The following is a 23,582-nucleotide window of genomic DNA, read 5'->3' on the forward strand; positions in this document are numbered from 1 at the left end:
TCGAACACCGTGGGGATGCCCAATTTGACGTCGCACCCCCGTGCTATAACCGCCCATTCGCCCACCACGCGACACTTTTTCACTACCGCCAGCAGACCCTCTGGCCAGCCAGCCCATCGATGAAGCGCGGTTTCTACACGATCATGTCGGCCCAGTTCTTTTCGTCACTGGCCGACCAAGCGCTTTTCGTTGTTGCCGTCGACCTCATGCGAAGTTCCGGCGCGCCCGAATGGCAGCGCGCCGCACTGGTGCCGATCTTCGCGGTCTTCTATGTGGTGCTGGCGCCGCTGGTAGGCGCCTTCGCCGACGCCTTGCCCAAAGGCAAGGTGATGTTCATCAGCAATGCCATCAAGGTGGTCGGCTGCCTGATGATGCTGTTCGGCTCGCACCCGCTGCTGTCCTATTCCATCGTGGGGCTGGGCGCCGCGGCGTACTCGCCGGCCAAGTACGGCATCCTGACCGAACTGCTCCCCGCTTCCCAGCTGGTGAAGGCCAACGGCTGGATCGAGGGGCTGACCATCGCCTCGATCCTGCTGGGCATCGTGCTCGGCGGCTCGCTGGTGGGGCATGCCGTTTCCAGCAAGCTGCTGGCCTTCGACTTCCCGTTCATCGACACGGGCATCGACTCGCCGGCCGAAGCCGCGATCTCGGTGCTGATCTTCGTCTACGTGCTGGCGGCCTGGTTCAACACCCGCATCCCGCACACCGGCGTGGAAATGCGCCCGCTGCGCTCCAACCCCGAGCACGGCATGGTGCGCAACATGGTCGCGCTGCTGCCCGACTTCTGGCACTGCAACTCGCGCCTGTGGCGTGACCGCCTCGGCCAGATCTCGCTGGCCACCACCACGCTGTTCTGGGGCGCGGGCGGCAACCTCAAGTACATCGTGCTGGCCTGGGCCTCGCTGGCGCTGGGCTACAACACCACCCAGGCCTCGGCGCTGACCGGCGTGGTGACCATCGGCACGGCCGTGGGCGCGGTGGTGGCGTCGATGCGCATGCGCCTGGACATGGCGACCCGCGTGATCCCCATGGGCATCGCGATGGGGCTGATGGTGATCTGCATGAACTTCATCGGCAACGTCTGGCTGGCGGTGCCGTTCCTGATCATCCTGGGCGGCCTGGGCGGCTTCCTGGTGGTGCCGATGAATGCGCTGCTGCAGCACCGCGGCCACAACCTGATGGGCGCCGGCCGCTCCATCGCCGTGCAGAACTTCAACGAGCAGGCCTGCATTCTCCTGCTGGGCGGCTTCTACAGCGTGTGCACCGGCCTGGGCCTGTCGGCCTACGGTGCCATCAGCGCCTTCGGCCTGGTGGTGGCGGGCTGCATGTGGCTCATCAAGCGCTGGCACGAGAACAACCTGAAGAAGTATCCTGAAGAGGTCGAGCACCTGCTGGCCATTGCCCGCAGCGACAAGCATCACTGACCTCGCGCGCCCGCGTTGGTGAAACGCCTGGCGCTTCCAACGCGTCCGGCCCCCACCCTTTTCCAACGCCCCATGCCCGCGCTCGCCCTGATCTTCAACGCCTTCGTCTGGGGCGTCTCGTGGTTTCCGTTCCGCCAGATCGCGAGCCACGGCCTGCATCCGCTGTGGACCACCTGCCTGATCTACCTGGCCATTGCCGTGCTGATGGGCCTGGTGCGCCGCAACGCCTGGAAGGGCTTCGCGGCGTACCCGATGCTGGTGGTGCTGGGCTTGGCGGCCGGCTTCACCAACGTGGGTTTCAACTGGGCCGTGACGCAGGGCGACGTGGTGCGCGTGGTGCTGCTGTTCTACCTGATGCCGCTGTGGAGCGTGCTGCTGGGCTGGCTGCTGCTGGGCGAGCGCCCGTCGGGCGGCGCGCTGGCGCGCGTGGCGCTGGCGCTCACCGGCGTGGTGGTGGTGCTGAAGGCGCCGGGCACCGACTGGCCCGTGCCCTCGAGCCTGCCCGACTGGCTGGGCGTGGCGGCGGGCTTCGGCTTCGCGGTGACCAACATCGCGCTGCGCCACCTGCGGCATGCGCCGGGCGAGTCGCGCGCGCTGGCCATGTTCTGCGGCTGCACCTTCCTGGCGGGCACCGCGGCGCTTACCGGCACCGCGATCGGCGCGATCGATTCACCGATGCTCGCGTCGCCGGGCTGGCTCGGCTGGGCCGCGCTGCTGGGCACCGGCTTCGTGATCGCCAACGTGTGCCTGCAGTACGGCGCGGCGCGGCTGGCGGCCGCCGCCACCTCGGTGATCATGCTGTCGGAGGTGCTGTTCGCCAGCATCTCGTCGGTGGCGCTGGGCGCGGCCACCATGGACCCGCGCATCCTCGTGGGCGGCGCGCTGATCGTGCTGGGCGCGGTGTGGTCGGCGTTTGCGCGAACGACCGTGCGCGGCGATGATCGCGCCTCCAGCGCCACTTCCGCTCACTGAGGACACCCCATGACCACCGTCTACGACTTCGAAGCCAACCAGATCGACGGCAAGCCGGTGAAGCTCTCGGCCTTCAAGGGCCAGGTGCTGCTGATCGTGAACACGGCCAGCAAGTGCGGCTTCACGCCGCAGTTCGCCGGGCTGGAGGCGCTGCACGAGAAGTACGCCGGCCAGGGCCTCACGGTGCTGGGCTTTCCGTCGAACCAGTTCGGCTCGCAGGACCCGGGCAGCAACGAGGAAATCGGCGCCTTCTGCACCAAGAACTACGGCGTGAGCTTTCCGATGATGGAGAAGATCGACGTCAACGGCGGCAACGCCGCGCCGCTGTACCAGTGGCTCACCAAGGAAAAGCCGGGCCTGCTGGGCAGCACGGCCATCAAGTGGAACTTCACCAAGTTCCTGGTCGGGCGTGACGGCACGGTGCTCAAGCGCTACGCGCCGCTGGACACGCCCGCCTCGCTCACGCGCGACGTGGAAGCCGCGCTGGCCGCCGCCGGCTGACACCTCGGCGACCTCGGCGACCTCAGCGCCGGTTCGCCGGCCCGGTGCCCGTCACGCGGCGCTCCCACAGGTCGAGGTCGTTCAGCCACCACAGCAGCGCCGGGTCTTCCACCGGCGAGGTCAGCAGCTGGTACACCGGCGGCGCGCGCATCGCCGCCGGCAGGCGGTGCAGGCATTCCATTTCCGACGGATGCACCACGTACAGCACCGGCAGCCGCCGGCCGGCCGCGTCGTTCACGTCGAACAGCGACGACACCGTCTTCAGCGCGCCGGCGTGCAGCCCCAGCACCACGGCGTCGAACTGGTGGCCCGCCTGGATCGCCTCGATCACGTCGCGCATTTCCTCGAACGCGACGTGGTCCGCGCCGACGTTCGACAGCGAGTTGCCGGTGCACAGGCGCTGCAGCGCGTCCGAGTCGACCAGGGCGACGCGGCAGACCAACTGAGTCCAGCCGTTCATCGCGTTCATGGCGTTCGTTGCGTTCATGGCATTCATTGCGCTCGCGCCCCCGCGGCGACGGCGATCTCCACGCGCCGGTTGGGCTGCAGGCAGCGCAGCAGGGCGGGCGATGCGAGCGTGCTGCGGGTGCCGCGGCAGTCGACCACCAGCGGCTCGCGCTTGCCCATGCCGACCGTGCGCACCCGCTTGCGCTCGATGCCTTGCTGCACCAGCAGGTCGCGCACGGTGTTGGCGCGCTCCAGCGAGAGCGCGTCGTCATAGGCATCGCTGCCGAGCCGGTCGGTGTGGCCTGTCACGACGATGGCATCCTGCGCGCCGGCGTCGCGGCGCAACTCGTCGGCCAGCCGCTCGAGGCGCGCGCGGCCCGCGGGCAGCAGGTCGGTGAGCGATGCGCCGTCGAAGCGGAACAGGCCGTCGGTCGCGAGGGTGCGCTTGCGCGGGGTGCCATCCGTTGTGGCGGCCACGGTGGGCACGGGCGCAACGGCAGCAGCGGCAGTGGGAATCGGCACCGCGGCCGGCGGTTGCGCCAGCAGCGCGCAATCGGGGTCCTTCCACCATCCGCCGGTGGACAGGCCTTCGCTGTCGAAGCGCACCATGTACTGGCAGGTCACGTACGCCGGGCTGTTGCTTGTGCCCATGCCCGGGCCTCTGCCCATGCCCGGGCCTCTGCCCATGCCGTTCCCCGTGCGGAAGTGGAAGAGGTAGTTCCACTCGCGCACGCCCCACAGGCTTTCGCTGAAATGCGGCCAGCCCAGCAGACCGCGCATCTGGTCCTTGCCCATGCCGGGGCGGATGCGGTCGAACACGCCGGCGCCGGGAAAGGCGCCCTGCTTCCACCGGGCACTGTCGGCCGCGGGAAAGTCCGCGGGCTTGGGCGCCGCCGGCTGCGCCGCCACGGCGCGCGCCTGGGCGCCCTGGTCGATGGCCGCGCCGGGCGTGGCGCAACCCTGCATCGCCGCCACGAAGGCAGCCATGGCCACCATGGCTGCGGCCCGCCTCGTCGTCGCGTTCGTCATCTGCTTGCGCATCGCTGCCCTGTTCAATTGAAGACCCACTCGGCGCCGACCGTGGCGGCCGCGCCCGCGCGGCTCACGCCCACGCCGCCGGTGAGGCTCCATGCGTTGTTCTCGGAGGTGCGGCGAAAGCTCACGCCCACCGCGCTTTCGCCCTTGAAGGTGCCGTAGCCGATGCGCATCACCGTCTTGCCGGGCACGTAGGTGCCGGGCATCTGCACCGCCATGGCGGCGGCCACGCCGGCGTAGGCGTTGCGCGCCACGGTGCGCAGGTCGCTGCCGAGCGCGTTGACGCGCGCGTCGGTGTAGGCCGTGCCGGCGGCGCTGCTCTGGTTGAGCTGCTGCACGTTGACGGCGTCGGTGGGCGCCACGCCGTTCGCCACGTTGTGCACCGCGACCGGCCCGCTGGCGCCGCCGTTGCCCATGGTCACGCTGGTGTAGTCGACCGTGCCGTCCACGTGGGTGTCGTAGCGCACCGCGCCTTGCTGCACGGCCTGCAGCTGGCGCACGTTCACCGCGTCGGTGGCCTGCGTGCCGCCGGCCACGTGGGTGATCTGCCGCTCGTTGCCCGCGGAGCCCACCGACACGCCGCCCTGCGTGGACAGCACCGAGACGCTGGAGAACAGCTCCTTCTGCCCGTTCATGCCCGCGCGGTCGGCCACGGCGCCGTTGCCCAGCGCCACGGCGTTGCCTGCCGCGGCGGTGGCGACCGCGTTGGCGCCCAGCGCGATGCTGCCCGCGCCGACGGCCTGCGCGGCGCTGCCCGTGGCAATGGCGCTCGCGCCCAGCGCGATGGCCTGCGGCCCGATGGCCACGCTTTCCGCGCCGGCGGCCTGCGAGTCGGCCGCCTGCGAATTGGCGTGGAAGTACTTGATGCCGCCGCCGCCCGTCTGGATGTTGTTGATGGCCTGGTTGGTCGCGTACAGCTGGCTGCCGTTCACCGCGTCGGTGCTGTTGGCGCCGAGCTGGCCGGCCGCCACGTTGGTGACCTGTCGCTCGGCACCCGCGCTGCCCACGCTCACCACGCCCACGGGGTTGGCGCCCGCGAAACTGTAGGCCTGGCCCTGGATGGTGGTTCCGGCCGTCGGCGTGGCGGCGGCGGTGGTTGCGCCGTTGCCCAGCGCCACGCTGTTGCCGGTGGTGGCGGTGGCGCCGGTGCCCACGGCCACGCTGTTGTTGGCGTTGACCACCGCGCCGGAACCGACCGCGGTGCTCTCGGTGCCGGTGGCGACCGGTGCCAGGTAGGTGGTGGTCTGCGAGCCCGTGACCCACTTGCTGCCGGCGATCACGACCTGGCTCGACACGGCCTGCAGCTGCGCGACGTTCACCGCGTCGGTGGGCGCCGTGCCCGCCGCCACGCCGGTGATCTGCCGGTACTGGCCGTTGGCCACGTCGCCGACCGAGACCGCGCCGAGCGTCAGGGCCATGGTGGCCAGGATGGACGCCTGCTGCGCCGCCGACGCGCCCAGCGGCACGAAGCCCGCCACGCCCGCGTCGGTGGACGCCACCGAGCCCAGGCCCAGCGCCACGCTGCCCACGCTGCTGGCCACCGTGCGCGAGCCGAGCGCCACCGAATCGGTGGCCTGCGCGCCTGCGCCGTAGCCGATGGCCACCGCCCGGTCGGTGCCCGCATAGGGCGTGGAGAAGGTGCCGATGCTGATGCTGTCGTTGGTGGTCGCGCCGCCGCCCGGGCCGGCATTGGTGCCGAGCGCCAGGTTGCCGTTGCCGCTGGCGCCCTGGCCCGCGTTGCTGCCGAAGGCGTAGTTGCTGTCGCCGCTGGAGTCGTTGCCCGCGTTGCTGCCGATGAAGGCGCTGTCGCGGCCCGCCACGTTGTTGCCCGCCGCGTAGCCGATGGCGACGATCCCCGCGGCGCTGTTGGTGCCGCTGTTGGCACCGGCGATGTAGCCGATGTAGACGTTCGCGAAGTTGCCGCCGCTTCCCGTCGTGCCCTGCCCCGCGCCGGTGCCCACCGACACGCTGCCCTGCCCGTAGGTCTGCGCGTCGCGCCCGATCGCGATCGACTCGATGGCCGGCACCTGCGCGCGCAGGCCGATGGCGATGCTGTTGCCGGCCGATGCGCTCGCACCGGAGCCCACGCTGACCGACTGCGCGCCGCTGGCGACCGCGCCGGTGCCGATGCCCAGCGCCGAGGCGCCCGTGGCCTTGGCGCCGTCGCCGACCGCCAGTGCGCTGTCGGCCTGCGCCTGCGCGTTGGCCCCCAGCGCCGTGGCGTTGATGCCGTTCGCGTTCGCGCTGTCGCCCGCCGCCAGGCTGCTCTTCTTCAGCGCCTGCGTGTTCGCGCCGAGCGCCGTGGCGTTGATGTCGCTGGCGCTCGCGCGGTCGCCGGCGGCCAGCGTGCTGGTGGCCACCGCGGTGGTGTTGGCGCCGATGGCGGTGGCGTTGGTGCCGAAGGCCTGCGCCACGTTGCCGATGGCCGTGCTGCTGACACCGCCCGCGGTGGCGACGGCGCCGACGGCGGTGGCGAACACCGCGGTGGCATTGGCCGTGTCGCCCAGCGCCACCGCGCTGACCCCGGAGGCGTTGGCGCCCGGGCCGACGGCCATGGCGTTGGCGCCCGTGGCGCCCGAGTTGGCCTGCGTGGAGTTGCCCACGGCGGTGCTGTTGACGTGGAAGTACGGCGTGTCGTCCACGCTCACCCAGCGCCCGCCCTTCCAGGTGACGAGCCCCGCCGACAGGCCGTTCGCGCCGCTGGAAGCCAGCGTGTTGAATACCACCATGCCCTCGACCGGCGTGTTGCCGGCCAGGGTCCAGGTGGCGGCGTCGGTCAGCGCCACGCGCGGCATCAGCAGGCCGCGCTGCGTGCTGTTGAGGTCCACCAGCGCGCCCGGCGCCGGGTTGGCGCCGGGCACGCCGGTGCCGTCGTTGATCTGGACCTGTGCCTGCGCGCCGCCCGCGGCGATCAGCAGCGCCCCAACCCCCATCCCCACCAGCGCGCGCACCCCGCGGGCCCCCTTGCCGCGGCTCCCCGCAACCTCGGAAACGGCGACCCACGTACCCGCCTGCTCGCTCCATACGGAGCGATACGTCTCGTTCATTCGGCAATCCCTCGGCTTCGAACCACAACCGCCCGTGAACCATCTTTTCTTGGGCCGGGCGGGGGCGGTTTCCGCACGGCTGTGGCTCTGCACAGGCGGCGGATGATGTCGAGGGGGTCCCCGGCGCGAGGGGCGGCTGCGAGGTTTGGTCAGGTTTCAGGAAACCTTTTCCGTCTATTTGTGAATTTCTTTACTACAACGTCAGCAACCGTGAACGCCGCCCCAAGCGCTGGCGCTTAGATTCGTTGGACTCCCGCCGCCAACGAACGCACGCATGCGCATCGCCATCCTCGAAGACGACCCCGGCCAGCTGTCGCACCTCGTGCGCACCCTGGAACAGCTGCTCACGGTCGGCGACACCACGGTGGCCTGCATCGCCTTCTCGGACGGCGCGATGCTGCAGAACGTGCTGCGCCGCGAGAGCTTCGACCTGCTGGTGCTCGACTGGAACGTGCCCGGGCTGGAAGGCGTGCAGCTGCTGAAGTGGCTGCGCACCTGGCAGGCCGACCGGGTGCCCGCGCTGATGCTGAGTTCGCGCACGGCGGAGCAGGACGTGGTGCAGGCACTGGGCTTCGGTGCCGACGACTACATCGTGAAGCCGTTCCGCCCGCTGGAACTGGGCGCGCGCGTGCAGCGCCTGCTCGCGCGCCGCGCGCCGCTGCTGCAGGCCGACGCGCAGCGCTTCGGCCGCTGGGAGTTCGAGCGGCGCACGCACAGCGTGCTGGTGCACGGTGAGCACGGCGAACACGGCGAAAGTGCGCCGCCGCAGCGCCACGCGCTGAGCGACCGCGAATTCAAGCTCGCGCTGACGCTGTTCCAGCACTTGGGCGGCATCGTCTCGCGCGCCCACCTGCTGGAAAGCGCCGGCTACAGCACCGAGGAGCTGCCGTCGCGCACGCTCGACAGCCACATCTATCGCCTGCGCAGCAAGCTGGGCCTGGACGCCGAGCGGGGCCTGAGCCTGCGCACGGTGTACGGCCGCGGCTACCGGCTGGAGGCGCTGCAACCGCAAGCGCAAGAGGTGACCGCCTGATGGACTCCGCCGCGCGCCTTTCACCAGGTTCACCAGGTTCACCAAGTTCACCAGGCCTGGTGCTGCGCGCCGGGCTGCTGCTGGCCGGCGCCTGGTTCGCCGCATCCGCCACGCTGGCGCAGCAGGCCGCACCCGCCCCCATCGCCACGCCCCCCACCAACCTCACGCCGCACGTGGTCCAGCCCGGCGAAACGCTCTGGGGCATTTCCGGCCAGTACCTGCAGTCGCCGCAGCGCTGGCCCGAGGTGCAACAGCGCAACCAGGTCGGCGAGCCGCGGCTGCTGCAGCCGGGCCGGCTGCTCTACTTTGCCGACGGCCGCCTGGTGCCCGACGGCACGGCGGTGATCGCGGCGGTGGAAGGCCAGGCCTGGCGCCGCCGCCCCGGCGGCGCCGAGCAGCCGGTCACGCCCGGCATGGCGGTGCAGGCGGGCGACGTGCTGGCCACCGGCGGCGACGCCTTCGTCACGCTCGGCCTGCCGGGCGGCAGCCGCACCGTGCTGCCCTCGCGCAGCACGATCGAAGTGCAGGCGGTGGACGCGCGCACGGTGCGGCTGCGGCTGATCGAAGGCCGCGTCGAATCGCAGGTACGCAAGCAGCGGCCCGACCAGCAGTTCGAGATCCGCGCGCGGTCGATGGGGCTGGGCGTGCGCGGCACCCACTTCCGCGTGCGCGACGAAGGCGGGCAGATCACGGGCGAGGTGATCGAGGGCGAGGTGGTCGTGAGCCAGGACATCACCGCGAAGCACGAGCTGGTGCTGCGCGCGGGCCAGGGCGCGGTGCTGCCGGACAACGGCAGCGCCCAGGCGCAGGCGCTGCTGCCCGCACCGCAGCTCGCCCCGCAGACCGCCGCCGAGGCCGGCGCGCGGCGCGACCGCACGCTGCGCATCGTGCCGGTGGCCGGCGCGCAGACCTACCGGCTGCAGCTGGCGCGCGACGCCGGCTTCCTGCAACCGGTGCACGAACAGCGCGGCCCCGGCCCGGCGTTCACCGTGCCGCCGGCGGTTGCCGCGGGCCCGGTGCAGGTGCGGGTCACGGCCTTCGACGCCGGCGGGCTCGAAGGCCTGCCGGGCGACAGTGCCGTCTCGCTGCCCGCATCGCCGGCGGCCGGTGCCGGTGCCGGTGCCGTTGCCGTTGAGGGCACGGCCACGCCGATGCCCGACGGCCGCGTCGAGATCCGCTGGCCGGGCGTGCCGGGCCGGCGCTACAGCTTCGAACTCTCGCGCAGCGCGGACTTCGCCTTGCTGCTGGTCGACGCACCCGCCGTCCATGCCGCCGGCATGACGGTCGGACCGTTCGTGCAGGGCGGGCGCTACCACTGGCGGGTGCGCGAAGACGGCAGCGCGGCCGCGTTCACCGGCAGCTTCGACCTGCCGGCGCGTTGATCCGCCTGTCCGCCTGTCCGCCCATCCGCCGATCCGCTGATCTGCCGAGCCCCTCCGACGCGATGCGCGCGCGCCTGGTCATCGAACGCCTGCTGATGGCGCTGCTGCTGCCGCTCGTGCTGCTCGCGCTCGCGCAGCGGCCGGGGCTGCTGCAGCTCGATGCGTCCATCCACGACCGCATGCTGGCGATGGTGTCGCCCGAGGCGGCGCCGGACATCCTGATCGTCGCCATCGACGAACGCAGCCTGAACGAACTCGGCCGCTGGCCGTGGCCGCGCGACACGCATGCGCGCCTGCTCGAGCGGCTGGCCGCCGCCGCGCCGCGCGCCGTGCTGCTCGACCTGTTCCTGACCGAGCCCAGCGCCAACCCCGCCGACGACGCGCAGCTGGCGCGGGCGATGGGGCTGCTGCCGGTCTACCTGCCGCTGCTGCATGCGAGCCCGATCACGCCGACGCCAACGCCAACGCCAACGCCGAAGTCGACGTCGACTTCGACGTCGACTTCGAACGCGGCGAACGCCTGGCCCGGCTTCCTGCCCCCACTGCCCGCCTTCGCCGCGCAGGCCCGCGGCGTGGGCCATGCCGGCCTGACACCCGACGCGGACGGCGTCGCACGCACGCTGTACCTGCGCGAGGGCTTCGCGGGACGGCTGCAGCCGTACGTGGGCGCGCTGGTCGCGGGCCGCGTGCCGGCGGACACACCGGCGGGCGATGAGGGCCCGGAGAGCACGGCGCAGGGCCACTGGCTGCGCGAAGACCCGCTGCGCCTGATGTTCGCCGGCCCGCGCGGCAGCTACCGCACGGTGCCGTACGCGAGCGTGCTGCGCGGCGAGGTGCCGCCCGAGTTGCTGCGCGGCAAGCTGCTGCTGGTCGGCGCGACCGCGCCCGGCCTGGGCGACCAGGCGCTGACGCCCAGCGCGGGCTTTGGCGCAGGTTCTCGCGGCGTGCTGCCCGGCGTCGAGGTGCACGCCAACGCCATCGACGACCTGCTGCACGGGCGCAACGTCGGCGAGTTCTCCCCGGCGGTGCGCGCGCTGTGGACGGTGGCGCCGCTGTGGCTCGCGCTGTGGCTGCTCGTGCGCATGGCGCACCACGCGCTGCCGATCACCTTCGGCCTGGCCGCGGGCTGCCTGCTGGCCAGCGCCGCGGCCATGTCCGGCGGCCGCTGGTGGCTGCCGCCGGCGGCGCCGATGTTCGGCCTGTTCGTGCTGTACCTGCTGTGGAGCTGGCGCCGGCTGGAGTCGCAGTTCGCGTACTTCCGCGTGCGCGCGCAGGCGCTCGACGCGCTGCCCGCCGGCGCGTTCGAGGTGCTGCCCGCGCTCGCGCCCCCCGTGGCCGACCCCGTCGCGCGGCCCAAGCAGGCGCTCGACCGGGCCATCGCGCGCGTGAAGCGCATGCAGGTGCTGATGGACGAGGCGATGCACACCATGCCGGTGGCGATGCTGATCTGCGACGACGAGGGGCGCATCGGGTCGGGCAACGCGGCGGCGTTCCGGTTGCTGGGTGCGAGCGGCGATGGGAGCGGGACGCTGCAAGGCGCGTCGTTGCAGGCGCTGGTCGCGCCGCTGGCGGAGCCGACCGCGGCAACCGCCGGCCCTGCGGGCGCGCACTGGACCGACCGCCTGCGCGGCGAATACACGACGCCCCAGGCGCGCGTGTTCCGCCTCGAGGCCGCGCCCTTCGGCGGGCCCGCCGCGCAAGACCGCGCCTGGGTCATCGTGCTGCCCGAACTCACGGCCGAGCGCGAGGCGCAGCGCCAGCGCGACGAATGGCGCCGCTTCCTGTCGCACGACCTGCGCAGCCCGCAGGTGACCATCCTGAGCCTGCTGTCGATGCACGACGCCGCCACGCCGCCGGACGCCCTGCTGCGCGCCATCCGGCGCGAGGCCGAGCGCACGCTGTCGCTCGCCGAGGGCTTCATGGACTTCACCGAGGCCGAGTCGGACGACTACCGCTTCGCCGAGACGCACGTGGGCGCGTTGCTGCTCGATGCGCGCGACCAGGTGTGGCCCTACGCGCAGGCGAACGGCGTGCGCATCGAGGCGCAGCTCGGCGAAGCTGGCGAGACCGGTGGGGCCGGTGGGGCCGGTGGGGCCGGTGGGGCCGGTGGGACTGGCGACATGGTCGTGCGCGCCGACGGCTCGCTGCTGACCCGCGCCGTCGTCAACCTGCTGAACAACGCCGTGCGCCACAGCGCGCGCGGCAGCTGCGTGACGCTAGGGGTGGCGCGGGTCGAAGGCGCCCTGCGGATCACCGTGGCTGATCAGGGCACTGGCATGACGCCGCAGCAACTGCAATCCCTGCTGAACGCGCCGCGCGGCCAGCGGGCGACAGGCACGAAGGACGACAGCGCCGGCTCATCGCGGGGGGTGAGCGCCGCGCGCGGCATGGGCCTCGGGTTCTCCGTGGTGCGCGCGGTCGTGCACCGCCACGGCGGGCGCATTGAGGCGCGCAGCGCGCCCGGCGAAGGCAGCAGCTTCTGGCTGGTGCTGCCCGTGGCCTGAGGTCGAAAGCCGAGGGGGCCGGAAAGCGGAGGCCCGGGACTGGCTTCTAGAACCTGAACTCCGCCGTCTTAGCGCCGCCGCCGACCGTCACGGTCTGGCTCTTCACCGCGCCGCCGGCAGCGGCGGCGTCGATCACGTAACGCCCGTTGGGCACGTCGACCAGGCACACCGGGCCGGTGGCGCGGAAGGCCAGCGCGGCGGCGTTGTTGGCGTCGCCGCCCTTGATGGTCACGTCCACGTTGGCCATGTAGGCGCCGTCGGCGCGCGCGAACAGCAGCGCGAGCGGATGCTCCTTCATGGCCGAGCGCATGGCCGCCGACTCGTCGGAGCCGATGCCGCCGCACACATAGCGCGCAGAGCCCGCGCCCTGCCAGGGCGGCATGGCGCCCTGCGCCTGCGCAGGCACTGCGGCCATCGCGCCGGCCGCGCACGCGCAGGCCAGCAGCGCACGGCGCAGCGCGGGGGAAAAGAGGGGTGCGACAACAGGGGACATGGCACGGGCTCCTTGCAGATTCGGTGCGGCCATGATGCGCCGCTGCCCGCCGTTGCGCGAGTCGGACCAACCCCCTCCCGGTTGTGCGATCAGGCCGCGTCCAGCGCGGCGTCCAGCAGCTCGACCCAGTGCCGCACGGGCGTGTCGCCGCTGCCGCTTTGCAGGTGCGTGATGCAGCCGATGTTGGCCGACGCGATGGCCGCGGGCTGCAGCTGCTTCAGGTGGCCCAGCTTGCGGTCGCGCAGCGGGTACGCCAGCTCTGGCTGCAGCACCGAGTAAGTGCCCGCCGACCCGCAGCACAGGTGCGATTCGTTCATGGCCACGCGCACGTCGAAACCCAGCGCGCGCAGGTGGGTCTCGACGCCGCCGCGCAGCTTCTGGCCGTGCTGCAGCGTGCACGGCGGGTGGTAGGCCACCACGCCGGACGGCGCCTTCACGCGGGCCTTGAGCGCGGGCACCAGGTCGGGCAGCAGCTCGCTCAGGTCGCGCGTGAGTTCGCCGATGCGCGCGGCCTTCAGCGCGTAGGCCGCGTCGTGCTGCAGCAGGTGGCCGTACTCGCGCACGGTGACGCCGCAGCCCGAGGCGTTCATGACGATCGCCTCGACCTCGTTGCGCTCCACGAAGGGCCACCACGCGTCGATGTTGGCGCGCATCTGCGCCTTGCCGCCGTCCTGGTCGTCGAGGTGGAACTTCACCGCGCCGCAGCAACCGGCCGCTGGCGCGATCACCGCCTGGATGCCGGCCGCGTCGAGCACGCGCGCGGTGGCGCTGTTGATGTTCGGCATCATCGACGGCTGCACGCAGCCCGCGAGCATCAGCACCTTGCGCGCGTGCGTGGCGGTGGGCCAGGCGCCGGCCTCCTGCCTGGCGGGCACCTTGGCCTTGAGCGCCTCGGGCAGCAGGCCGCGCACCGCCTGGCCGACCTTCATGGCGGGGCCGAAGAGCGGGGACGGCAGGCCCTCCTTCAGCAGCCAGCGCTTTGCGGATTCGGCAGCGGGACGCGGCACTTTCCGGTCGACGATCTTGCGGCCGATGTCGACCAGATTGCCGTACTGCACGCCGCTCGGGCAGGTGCTTTCGCAGTTGCGGCAGGTCAGGCAGCGGTCCAGGTGCATCTGCGTGCTGCGCGTGGGCGCCTGGCCTTCGAGCACCTGCTTGATGAGGTAGATGCGCCCGCGCGGGCCGTCGAGCTCGTCGCCGAGCAGCTGGTAGGTCGGGCAGGTGGCGGTGCAGAAGCCGCAGTGCACGCACTTGCGCAGGATGGCTTCGGCCTCGCGGCCTTCGTCGGTGCCCTGGAATTCGGGAGCGAGCTCGGTTTGCATGTCGGTTCTTGTTCTTTGTCTTACGTGGGGGCGAGCAGGCGGCCACGGTTGAAGAGGCCGTGGGGGTCGAACTCGCGCATCAGCGCGCGCTGGATGCGTTCGACGGGCGCGCTCATGGCGTCGAAGCGCGGCACGCCGTCTTGCGCATCGGCATCGGCGTTCGCATTCGCATTCGCACTCATGGCCGGCCGCCGGAACAGCGTGGCGTGGCCACCCGCCGCGCGCGCGATCTCGCGGATGCGTGTGGCCTGTTCGGGCGCGGCCTTGTACCAGCGCTGGCCGCCGTGCCATTCGATCAGCGGCGCGGCGCCGTCGAGCGCGAGCACCGGCGCGGTCTGCGGCACCGACAGGCGCCACAGCGCGTCGGGGCCTTCGGCGGTGGCGAACCACGGCAGCTGCTGGTCGCGCAGCGATTGCCAGTCGGCCGCGGCGCGCGCGTTGTCCTTGCGCTCGCCGCCGAGGTGCGCGCATGCCGCTTCCACGGCCGCGACGGCGCCGCGAAGCCGCAGGTACAGCGCGCCCGCGCCGGCGTGTTCGAACCAGCAGCTCGCGTTCAAGGGCAGCGGCCGGCCGCCCCATTCGTTGAGCAGGCGCAGGGCGTCGGCCTGGCCGCACGCGAATTCGAGCGTGGCCTCGGCGGGCGGCACGGGCAGCACCTTGAGGCTGACCTCGGCGATCGCGCCCAGCGTGCCGAGCGAGCCCGCGAGCACGCGCGACACGTCGTAGCCCGCGACGTTCTTCATCACCTGGCCGCCGAAGGTCAGCACCTCGCCGCGGCCGTTGACCAGCGTGGCGCCGAGCACGTAGTCGCGCACCGCGCCGACGCTGGCGCGCGCGGGGCCGCTGAGGCCCGCGGCGACCATGCCGCCCACGGTGCCGGTGCCGGTGCCGGTGCCGTCGCCGTTCCCGTGGCCGCCGAAGCGCGGCGGCTCGAACGGCAGGCACTGCCCTTTCTCGGCCAGCGCGGCTTCGAGCTCGGCGAGCGGCGTGCCGGCACGCACGGTGACGACCAGTTCGCTCGGCTCGTAGCTCGTGATGCCGGTGAGCGCGCGCATGTCGAGCAGCTCGCCTTGGGGCGTTTCGCCGTAGAAATCCTTGGTGCCGCCGCCGCGGATGCACAGCGGCGTGGCGTCGGCGGCCGCGGCGCGGATGCGCTCGGCAAGGTCGTGGAGTGCGGTGTCCATGGCCATCAGAACCTCGGAAGATCAGGATGCTGCAGCTTGCCGCCGCGCACCACCTGCTTGCCGTATTCGGCGCAGCGCTGCAGCGTGGGAATCACCTTGCCGGGGTTCAGCATGCCCTCGGGATCGAAGGCCCGCTTGACCCCGAACATCTGCTCGTTCTCGCTCGCGGTGAACTGCACGCACATGCTGTTGAGCTTTTCCACGCCCACGCCGTGCTCGCCCGACACGGTGCCGCCCATGGCCACGCTGGTCTCCAGGATGTCGGCGCCGAAGAGCTCGCAGCGGTGCAGCTCGTCGGGGTCGTTGGCGTCGAACAGCACCAGCGGGTGCAGGTTGCCGTCGCCCGCGTGGAACACGTTGCAGCAGCGCAGGTTGTATTTCTTCTCCATCTCCTGGATGGCCAGCAGGATGTCGGCCAGCCGCTTGCGCGGAATGGTGGAGTCCAGGCACATGTAGTCGGGGCTGATGCGGCCCGAGGCGGGGAAGGCGTTCTTGCGCCCGCTCCAGAACTTCATGCGTTCCTCTTCGCTGTTGCTCACCGCGATGGCGGTGGCGCCGCAGCCGCGCAGCACGGCGGTCATGCGGCCGATTTCCTCTTCGACCTCCTCGGGCGTGCCGTCGGACTCGCACAGCAGGATGGCCGCCGCGTCGAGGTCGTAGCCCGCGCGCACGAAGTCTTCGACCGCGGCGGTCATGGGCTTGTCCATCATCTCCAGGCCCGCCGGAATGATGCCGGCCGCAATCACCGCGGCCACCGCGTCGCCGGCCTTTCGCACGTCGTCGAAGCTGGCCATGATGCAGCGCGCCAGCTGCGGCTTGGGCACCAGCTTGACGGTGACCTCGGTGGTCACGGCCAGCATGCCTTCGCTGCCGATGACCAGCGCGAGCAGGTCGAGCCCCGGCGCGTCGAGCGCGTCGCCGCCGAACTCCACGGGCTCGCCCTCGGCCGTGAAGCCGCGCACGCGCAGCACGTTGTGCAGCGTGAGGCCGTACTTCAGGCAATGCACGCCGCCCGAGTTCTCGGCCACGTTGCCGCCGATGGTGCAGGCGATCTGGCTCGACGGGTCGGGCGCGTAGTAGAGGTTGAACGGGGCCGACGCCTCGCTGATGGCGAGGTTGCGCACGCCGCACTGCACCACGGCCGTGCGGCTCACGGGGTCGATCTTCAGGATGCGGTTGAACTTGGCCAGCGACATCGTGACGCCCATGGTGTGCGGCATGGCGCCGCCCGACAGCCCGGTGCCCGCGCCGCGCGCCACCACGGGCACGCCCAGCCGGTGGCAGGTCTTGAGCACGGCGGCCACCTGCGCCTCGGTCTCGGGCAGCGCCACCACCAGCGGGCGGGCGCGGTAGGCGGTGAGACCGTCGCACTCGTAGGGCGTGGTGTCTTCGGCGTGCCAGATCAGCGCGTGAGCTGGCAGATGGGCTTGGAGCGCACGCACCACCTGGGACTGGCGCTCTGTTTTTTGTAGCGAATCTTGCTGCGTGGGGGTGAGCGGCGCATTCATGCGGCGACCTCTTTTCTTCTGTTCGCGGGGTGTCCCGGAGTATCTGGTGGCTCTGCGCACTCTACGGACATTGCGGCCGCCGCGGGTTGAAGGATTTTTGCCGGGTGCTTGAGAGAACTTCGCGCCCCGGCCCTCCCTGCCCGTCCCTGCCCTTCGCTTCCTCTATCTCAGGCTCTGCTCGAGCCAGTCGGCGAAGGCCGCGCACTCCCAGCGCTCGAGCGTGCCCGGCTGCCAGCAGATGTAGTGCCGGTGCGGCGAGGGCACGGCCTGCTCGGACAGCGCCACCAGCCGCCCCGACTCGAACCACGCCGCGCCCATCTTCTGACGCACCAGCGCCACGCCGAAGCCGCTGGCGGCCGCGTCGTACACCAGCCCCAGGTCGTTGAACTGCGAGCCCATGAGCGGCTCGGGCTGGTCGAGCCCGCAGCTCGCGAACCAGGTGCCCCAGGGTTCGAGCGGGCTGCGGATGAGCCGCGCGCTGGCGATCTCGGCCGCGGTGCGAAACCCCGTGAACGGCCCGAACTCGTTGAGGTAGCTCGGGCTGCAGGCGGGCACCACCTGCTCCTGGAGTACCAGGCGGTGCTCGCAGTCGGCGTAGCCGCCGGGGCCGTAGCGCACCTCGAGGTCGGCCTGCTCGGCCGTCACGTCGAGCAGCGGAATCGACACCTGCAGCACCAGCTCGATGTCGGGGTAGATGTTGCGAAACAGCTCCAGCCGCGGCATGAGGAACTGCCGGCTGAAGGTGGGCGTGACGGCAATGCGCAGCCGCGTGGCGCGCTGCGCGGCGTTGGCGCCGAGCGGCGTGGCCTGCAGCGCCGCGAGCCCCGTGCGCACGTTCGCCAGGTAGGCCGCGCCGTCGGCCGTGAGGCTGAAGTCGCTGCGCCCGAAGAGCTTGAAGCCGACGTGCGACTCGAGCTGCCGGATGCGGTGGCTCACCGCGCTGGGCGTCACGCAGAGCTCGTCGGCCGCGCGGCCCGCGTGCCGCAGCCGGGCCACGGCCTCGAAGGTCAGCAGGCACTGGATCGGCGGAATGTGCTGCAGGGCCATGTCCGGTGGCGGGCCCTCAGTCTTCGAAGAAGTTGACCGGCAGGCCGGGCGTGTCCACGCGCATCGAGATCACCGAGCCCGAGGCCGGGCGCTGTTCGATCTCGGCGGCGGGCCGGCCCTTGCGGGCGCTGGTGACGAACAGCGTCTTCAGGTCGTCGCCGCCGAAGCACGGCATGGTCGGGCACTGCACCGGAACAGGCAACGCGGCCACGATCTCGCCCGAAGGCGCGAAGCGCAGCAGCTGCGCGCCTTCGAACATCGCCACCCAGTAGTGGCCCTGCGCGTCGACGGTGGCGCCGTCGGGGCGGCCCTGGTAGCCCAGCGGCGCCCCGGTGGTCCAGCCCTCGCGCTTGGCGTCGAACTGGTGGAACACGCGGGCGTGCGAGAGCGAGTTGCCTTCGGCGTCCCAGTCCCACGCGCACACCACGTGCGCGGCGGTGTCGGCCCAGTAGAGCGTGCGCGCGTCGGGAGAAAACGCGAGCCCGTTGGCGGTGGTGGACTCGTTGGCCATCTGCGTGATGGTCGGCGAGATGCCGGTGCCGGTGCGCGCGTCGAGGCAGTAGAGCGCGGCGTTGGCGCGGTCCTTGGCCTCGTTGAGCGAGCCGCCCCAGAAGCGCCCGAGCGGGTCGCACTTGCCGTCGTTGAAGCGCATGGTGCGCACGTCGTGCTCCACGCGCGCCATGGCCACCAGCTCGCCGCCCCACGCGCGTGCGCGGTAGATACCGTCGCGCAGCGCGATCACGAGGCCGCCGCTGCGCGCGGGGGCCATGCAGCCGGGCTCGGTGGGCAAGGCCCAGCGCTCGACCGTGGCGGCCGAAGAGCCGACGTCGCCGCGCGTGCGCAGCACCGCGCGACCGGGAATGTCGAGCCAGTAGAGCGCGCGTTCTTCGGGGTGCCAGAACGGCGACTCGCCGAGCTCGCAGAGGCTGTCTTCGATGGTGGTCCACATGGTGTCGCGATTGTGCCCCCGGCCATGAAAGCGACGGGCAAAAAAAAGCCCGCTGGCGCCGGAGCGCTCGCGGGCTGAACATCCAAAGGAGACCTCGCTTGAAAAATCGTTACGAAGAATTCTTCTTGTAAATGTGCAGAAGGGGTGGGTGTTGTTGTCGATTGCGAGGCGGCCCGAAGGCAGCCCCGCAAAGGCAGATCAACGGTTGTAGGCGGTCTCGCCGTGCGAGGTGATGTCGAGGCCTTCGCGCTCTTCTTCTTCCGACACACGCAGGCCGATGGTCAGGTCGGCGATCTTGTAGGCAATGAAGGCCACCACGCCGGACCAGACGATCGTGAGCGCCACGCTCTTGATCTGGATCCACACCTGTGCGCCCATGGCGAAGGTGTCGGGCGTTGCGCCACCGGTGCCGCCGAGGCCCTTGGCTGCGAACACGCCGGTCAGGATGGCACCCAGGATGCCGCCCACGCCGTGCACGCCGAACACGTCGAACGCGTCGTCGGCGCCGAGCATGCGCTTCAGGCCGCCCACACCCCACAGGCAGACCAGGCCGGCCAGCAGGCCCAGCACGATCGAACCCATCGGGCCGACGAAACCGGCGGCAGGCGTGACAGCCACGAGGCCGGCCACGGCACCGGACGCAGCGCCCAGCATCGAGGCCTTGCCCTTGTGCAGGCTTTCACCCAGGATCCACGACAGGGCCGCGGCGGCGGTGGCGAGCACCGTGTTGATGAAGGCCAGGCCGGCAACGGCGTTGGCTGCACCGGCCGAGCCGGCGTTGAAGCCGAACCAGCCGACCCACAGCAGCGAGGCGCCGACCATGGTGAGCGTGAGCGAGTGAGGCGTGAACGCTTCCTTGCCGTAGCCGACGCGCTTGCCGACCATGTAGGCACCGACCAGGCCGGCCACACCGGCGTTGATGTGCACCACGGTGCCGCCGGCGAAGTCCAGCGCGCCGTCCTTGCCCAGCAGGCCGCCGCCCCACACGATGTGGGCGATCGGCACGTAGCTGAAGGTGAACCAGATCACCGAGAACAGCAGCACGGCCGAGAACTTGGCGCGCTCCGCGAAGGCGCCGACGATCAGCGCCACGGTGATGGCCGCGAAGGTGCCCTGGAAGGCGACGAACACGTATTCGGGAATCGTGGTCAGCGCGCCGAAGGTCTCCTGCGTGATGCCCTTCATGAAGATCTTGTCGAATCCTCCGAAGAAGTTGCCGTCACCCGAGAAGGCCAGGCTGTAGCCGTAGATGGCCCACAGGATGCTGATCAGCGAGAAGATCACGAAGACCTGCATCAGCACCGACAGCATGTTCTTCGAGCGGCCGAGGCCGCCGTAGAACAGCGCCAGGCCGGGGATGGTCATCAGGATCACGAGCAGCGTGGAGGTCAGCATCCAGGCGGTGTCGCCGGAGTCGATCTTCGGTGCCGGAGCAGCGGCAGGCGCCGCGGCTGCCGCAGCGGCGGGGGCCGCGTCGGCTGCAGCTGGTGCGGCCGGGGCCGCGGGAGCGGCTGGCGCCGCGGCAGCGGGTGCCGAAGCGGCAGGCGCTTCGGCCGGGGCAGCGGGCGTTTGTGCAAGGGCGGCGGTGCCGGCAGCCAGCACACTCAAACCGAACGCAAGAGAGACAAGCAGTTTTTTCATAATCGTTGTTCTTTCGGGCCTGGACTCGATCAGAGGGCTTCGCGGCCCGTTTCGCCGGTGCGGATGCGAACGACCTGTTCGAGGTTGTAGACAAAGATCTTGCCGTCGCCGATCTTGCCGGTGCGGGCAGCACCCTCGACGGCCTCGATCACGCGATCGACGAGGTCGTCGGAGACGGCCGCTTCGATCTTGACCTTGGGCAGGAAGTCGACCACGTACTCGGCGCCGCGGTAGAGCTCGGTGTGGCCTTTCTGGCGACCGAAACCCTTGACCTCGGTGACGGTGATCCCCTGCACGCCGATGGCCGACAGTGCTTCGCGCACCTCGTCGAGCTTGAACGGTTTGATGATGGCTGTGACCAGCTTCATGAGTTTTCTCCTTCGGATGGAAATGAAACGGTGCGGCAGCGTGGGCCGCACCTCGTTGTTCTGTGGCTTACAGCGTCTTCGTCAGCGTGAGGATGAAGCGCGCCTTGTTCGGCGAGTAGGTGGTCTGGCCGAAGGTGCCGAAGCCGTAGTCCACGCCCGGGTTGCTCACGGCGAGGTACGAGCTCTTCTTGTTCGCGCCCTGCACCGAGCCGGTCAGCGACAGGCCGTTGCCGAAGTCGTAGCTGGCACCGACGTTGTAGTCGACGTAGCTCTTGTAGCCCAGGCTGCGGATGTCGCTGGACATGTTCGTGTAGCCCACTGCTGCCTTCAGCGTGACCTTGGGCACGATTTCCTTGCTGTAGGCCAGGTTCAGGTAGCCGGTGTTGGTGCCCTTCAGGCCCGAGCCGGCCTTGTTGCCGGCGTAGCCGAAGTAGTCCTTCGACACGGTGTGCGAGTACTTGGCGGTGAACGAACCGAGGGTTTCGTTGGCGTAGGTGCCCGCGACATACAGCTCGGTGGTGTTGCCCGAGGAGTTGCCCGGGTAGATGTAGGTGAGCGCACCGACGTCCATGTCCAGCGGGCCGGCCTTGAACTTGTAGCCACCGTACAGGTCCATCTCGATGCTGTTGCCCTTGAGCCAGTTGACGCTGGAGTTCCAGCTGCCCACGTAGAAGCCGCTGTCGCCGAAGGCGTAGTCCAGGCCGCCCTGGATGGCCGGCTTGAAGCCCTTGGTCTTGGCGTAGTCGTTCTTGCCCAGCATGTCCTGGTCCTGGCCGCGGAACTTGTAGTTCGTGGTCAGCGAGATGTTCCCCGTGAGGTTCGGTGCGGGGGCGGGTGCGGCCGCTGCGGCGTCGGTCGTGGCCTGCGCCAGGGCGGCGCCCGAAGCCGTGAGGGCGGTGGCCAGAACGATCAGCGCCTTGGCGGCGGTACGGTGCGTCATCGGGTAACTCCTCGCAAGTGGTGTGTTGTTGGGACCTGGAAGGCTCAAAGCAGGGAGCGTGCCAAACTGCACAAATACGGCCGTGCAAGACGGCGGACGGCCCTTTCCGTGAGAGCCAAATCGTTACAACCCTCGTTGCGAGTGGTTGCAGTTGCACGAGGCGCTGCACCACGGCGGCGCGCCCACCAACGGCGCACCATCTTGGGGAGAGGGAGAAGAATGAGTCTGTCTTTGGTGCAAAGCCGCGCTTTGCTGGGGCTGGAAGCGGCCAGTGTCACGGTCGAGGTGCATCTGGCGAACGGCTTGCCCAGCTTCACGCTGGTCGGGCTGGCGGAAACCGAGGTCAAGGAGGCGCGCGAGCGGGTGCGCTCGGCCATCCAGAACGCGGGGCTGGAGTTTCCGAACAACAAGAGGATCACCGTCAATCTGGCACCGGCAGACCTTCCGAAGGACTCCGGCCGCTTCGACCTGCCCATTGCCCTGGGCATCCTCGCGGCCAGCGGGCAGATCGACAACGCCCGCCTCGCCGGCCACGAATTCGCCGGCGAACTCTCGCTGTCGGGCGAGCTGCGGCCCGTTCGCGGTGCATTGGCGATGGCGCTGGCGCTGCACACGCGCGGCGTGGCCACCAGGTTGGTGCTGCCCATGGACAGTGCGCAGGAGGCCGCGCTGGTGCCCGGCGGCGAGGTGTACGGCGCCGCGCACCTGCTGGACGTGGTGCGGCAGTTCGTTGCCGGCCACGACGCGGCGGCGCAGCAGGCAGAACCTGCCGCGGACGACAACCACGACGGCTGGGCACGCATCGAGGCCGCGGCCGGCGCGCCCGCGCCGCGCTATGCCGACCTGTGCGACGTCAAGGGCCACGCCGGCGCCAAGCGCGCGCTGGAGATCGCGGCGGCGGGCGGCCACAGCCTGTTGATGGTGGGCGAGCCGGGCTCGGGCAAGTCGATGCTCGCGCACCGCTTCGCGGGCCTGCTGCCGGCCATGAGCGTCGACGAGGCACTCGAAAGCGCCGCCGTCACCAGCCTCGGCGGGCGCTTCGCGGCCGAGCGGTGGATGTGCCGGCCGACCTCGGCGCCGCACCACACCTCGAGCGCGGTGGCGATGGTGGGTGGCGGCGCACCGCCGCGGCCCGGCGAGATTTCACGGGCGCACCACGGGGTGCTCTTTCTCGACGAGTTCCCCGAGTTCGCACGCTCCGCCCTCGAAGCGCTGCGCGAACCGCTGGAGACCGGCGCCATCACCATCTCGCGCGCCGCGCGCAGCGCCGAGTTCCCGGCGCGCTTCCAATTGATCGCGGCCATGAACCCGTGCCCCTGCGGCTACCTGGGCTCCGCGCTGAGGGCCTGCCGCTGCACGCCGGCCCAGGTGTTGCGCTACCAGGCCAAGCTCAGCGGCCCGCTGCTGGACCGCATCGACCTGCACATCGAGGTGCCCGCGGTGTCGGCGCAGCTGCTGCTCGACGCACCGCCGGGCGAGTCGACCGACAGCATCCGCGCGCGCGTGGTCGCTGCGCGCGCGCACGCGATGCAGCGCCAGGGGCATGCCAACCAGGCGCTGCAGGGCGGCGCCATCGACAGGCACGCCGCGCTCGACGCGGCGGCGCGCCAGTTCATGTTCAACGCGGCGAACAAGCTGGGCTGGTCGGCGCGCAGCACGCACCGTGCGCTCAAGGTGGCGCGCACCATCGCCGACCTGGCCGGGGCCGGCACGGTGCAGGGGGTTCATGTGGCGGAAGCCGTGCAGTACCGCCGGGCGCTCGGGCGCGTGCAGGGCAAATGAGGC

19 protein-coding genes are annotated in these 23,582 nt (G+C 71.0%); 7 read left to right on the forward strand and 12 right to left on the reverse strand.

The window, feature by feature from the left end; translation table 11 throughout:
* The first annotated feature begins 119 nt into the window (after window positions 1-119).
* The 3 genes from lplT (at window position 120) to BM013_RS13875 (ending at window position 2,897) form a co-directional block, all read left to right on the forward strand.
* Window positions 120-1,424, forward strand: a complete 1,305-nt coding sequence (gene lplT, locus BM013_RS13865; RefSeq protein ID WP_093127927.1) for a lysophospholipid transporter LplT — start codon at window positions 120-122, stop codon at window positions 1,422-1,424.
* 72 nt (window positions 1,425-1,496) lie between these two features.
* Window positions 1,497-2,396 carry a DMT family transporter gene (locus BM013_RS13870; RefSeq protein ID WP_093127929.1) on the forward strand — a complete coding sequence of 300 codons (900 nt, stop codon included), beginning with the start codon at window positions 1,497-1,499 and terminating at the stop codon, window positions 2,394-2,396.
* A gap of 9 nt (window positions 2,397-2,405) precedes the next feature.
* A complete protein-coding gene (locus BM013_RS13875) occupies window positions 2,406-2,897 on the forward strand; it encodes a glutathione peroxidase (RefSeq protein WP_093127932.1) in 492 nt (163 codons plus the stop codon).
* A 22-nt stretch (window positions 2,898-2,919) separates the two neighbouring features.
* Here the strand turns inward: BM013_RS13875 and BM013_RS13880 are convergent, their stop codons facing one another.
* From BM013_RS13880 to BM013_RS13890, 3 genes are all read right to left on the reverse strand, one after another.
* Window positions 2,920-3,384 (reverse strand): hypothetical protein, encoded by a 465-nt coding sequence (locus BM013_RS13880; protein WP_093127934.1) that lies wholly within the window; start codon window positions 3,382-3,384, stop codon window positions 2,920-2,922.
* Between the two features lie 5 nt (window positions 3,385-3,389).
* Window positions 3,390-4,331 carry an OmpA family protein gene (locus BM013_RS13885; RefSeq protein ID WP_256221492.1) on the reverse strand — a complete coding sequence of 314 codons (942 nt, stop codon included), beginning with the start codon at window positions 4,329-4,331 and terminating at the stop codon, window positions 3,390-3,392.
* A gap of 65 nt (window positions 4,332-4,396) precedes the next feature.
* Window positions 4,397-7,426 (reverse strand): ESPR-type extended signal peptide-containing protein, encoded by a 3,030-nt coding sequence (locus BM013_RS13890; protein WP_093127936.1) that lies wholly within the window; start codon window positions 7,424-7,426, stop codon window positions 4,397-4,399.
* A 274-nt stretch (window positions 7,427-7,700) separates the two neighbouring features.
* Here BM013_RS13890 and BM013_RS13895 point away from each other — a divergent pair, with 274 nt between their 5' ends.
* From BM013_RS13895 to BM013_RS13905, 3 genes are all read left to right on the forward strand, one after another.
* Window positions 7,701-8,459 (forward strand): response regulator transcription factor, encoded by a 759-nt coding sequence (locus BM013_RS13895; RefSeq protein WP_093127939.1) that lies wholly within the window; start codon window positions 7,701-7,703, stop codon window positions 8,457-8,459.
* Window positions 8,459-9,841, forward strand: a complete 1,383-nt coding sequence (locus BM013_RS13900) for a FecR family protein (protein ID WP_093127941.1) — start codon at window positions 8,459-8,461, stop codon at window positions 9,839-9,841. Before BM013_RS13895 ends, BM013_RS13900 begins: the two co-directional genes overlap by 1 nt.
* 62 nt (window positions 9,842-9,903) lie before the next feature.
* Window positions 9,904-12,345, forward strand: a complete 2,442-nt coding sequence (locus BM013_RS13905; RefSeq protein WP_093127944.1) for a CHASE2 domain-containing protein — start codon at window positions 9,904-9,906, stop codon at window positions 12,343-12,345.
* Between the two features lie 46 nt (window positions 12,346-12,391).
* Here the strand turns inward: BM013_RS13905 and BM013_RS13910 are convergent, their stop codons facing one another.
* The 9 genes from BM013_RS13910 to BM013_RS13950 all read right to left on the reverse strand — a co-directional run bounded on the left by BM013_RS13910 (window position 12,392) and on the right by BM013_RS13950 (window position 21,797).
* Window positions 12,392-12,838, reverse strand: a complete 447-nt coding sequence (locus BM013_RS13910) for a hypothetical protein (RefSeq protein ID WP_093127946.1) — start codon at window positions 12,836-12,838, stop codon at window positions 12,392-12,394.
* A gap of 89 nt (window positions 12,839-12,927) precedes the next feature.
* Entirely contained in the window at window positions 12,928-14,160 is a 1,233-nt protein-coding gene (glcF, locus tag BM013_RS13915) for a glycolate oxidase subunit GlcF (RefSeq protein WP_093127947.1), read from the reverse strand.
* Between the two features lie 20 nt (window positions 14,161-14,180).
* Window positions 14,181-15,350: a glycolate oxidase subunit GlcE gene (glcE, locus tag BM013_RS13920; protein WP_371280052.1), complete on the reverse strand. Its 1,170-nt coding sequence runs from the start codon at window positions 15,348-15,350 to the stop codon at window positions 14,181-14,183.
* Window positions 15,350-16,852 (reverse strand): FAD-linked oxidase C-terminal domain-containing protein, encoded by a 1,503-nt coding sequence (locus tag BM013_RS13925; protein WP_093127949.1) that lies wholly within the window; start codon window positions 16,850-16,852, stop codon window positions 15,350-15,352. Before BM013_RS13925 ends, glcE begins: the two co-directional genes overlap by 1 nt.
* A gap of 162 nt (window positions 16,853-17,014) precedes the next feature.
* Window positions 17,015-17,899, reverse strand: coding sequence for a LysR substrate-binding domain-containing protein (locus BM013_RS13930; protein WP_093127950.1), 885 nt, complete (start codon window positions 17,897-17,899; stop codon window positions 17,015-17,017).
* A gap of 16 nt (window positions 17,900-17,915) precedes the next feature.
* A complete protein-coding gene (locus tag BM013_RS13935) occupies window positions 17,916-18,848 on the reverse strand; it encodes an SMP-30/gluconolactonase/LRE family protein (RefSeq protein WP_093127951.1) in 933 nt (310 codons plus the stop codon).
* 198 nt (window positions 18,849-19,046) lie between these two features.
* Window positions 19,047-20,489 carry an ammonium transporter gene (locus BM013_RS13940; protein WP_093127953.1) on the reverse strand — a complete coding sequence of 481 codons (1,443 nt, stop codon included), beginning with the start codon at window positions 20,487-20,489 and terminating at the stop codon, window positions 19,047-19,049.
* A 29-nt stretch (window positions 20,490-20,518) separates the two neighbouring features.
* On the reverse strand, window positions 20,519-20,857 hold the full coding sequence (glnK, locus tag BM013_RS13945) for a P-II family nitrogen regulator (protein ID WP_007833403.1): 339 nt from the start codon (window positions 20,855-20,857) through the stop codon (window positions 20,519-20,521).
* A 67-nt stretch (window positions 20,858-20,924) separates the two neighbouring features.
* On the reverse strand, window positions 20,925-21,797 hold the full coding sequence (locus BM013_RS13950) for a TorF family putative porin (RefSeq protein WP_093127954.1): 873 nt from the start codon (window positions 21,795-21,797) through the stop codon (window positions 20,925-20,927).
* 219 nt (window positions 21,798-22,016) lie between these two features.
* On the opposite strand from BM013_RS13950, the gene BM013_RS13955 reads away from it, so the two are divergent.
* Window positions 22,017-23,579 (forward strand): YifB family Mg chelatase-like AAA ATPase, encoded by a 1,563-nt coding sequence (locus tag BM013_RS13955; RefSeq protein ID WP_093127956.1) that lies wholly within the window; start codon window positions 22,017-22,019, stop codon window positions 23,577-23,579.
* The last annotated feature ends 3 nt before the right edge of the window (window positions 23,580-23,582 follow it).

The organism is Variovorax sp. OK605 (genome assembly GCF_900115445.1).
Taxonomy (GTDB): Bacteria; Pseudomonadota; Gammaproteobacteria; order Burkholderiales; family Burkholderiaceae_C; genus Variovorax.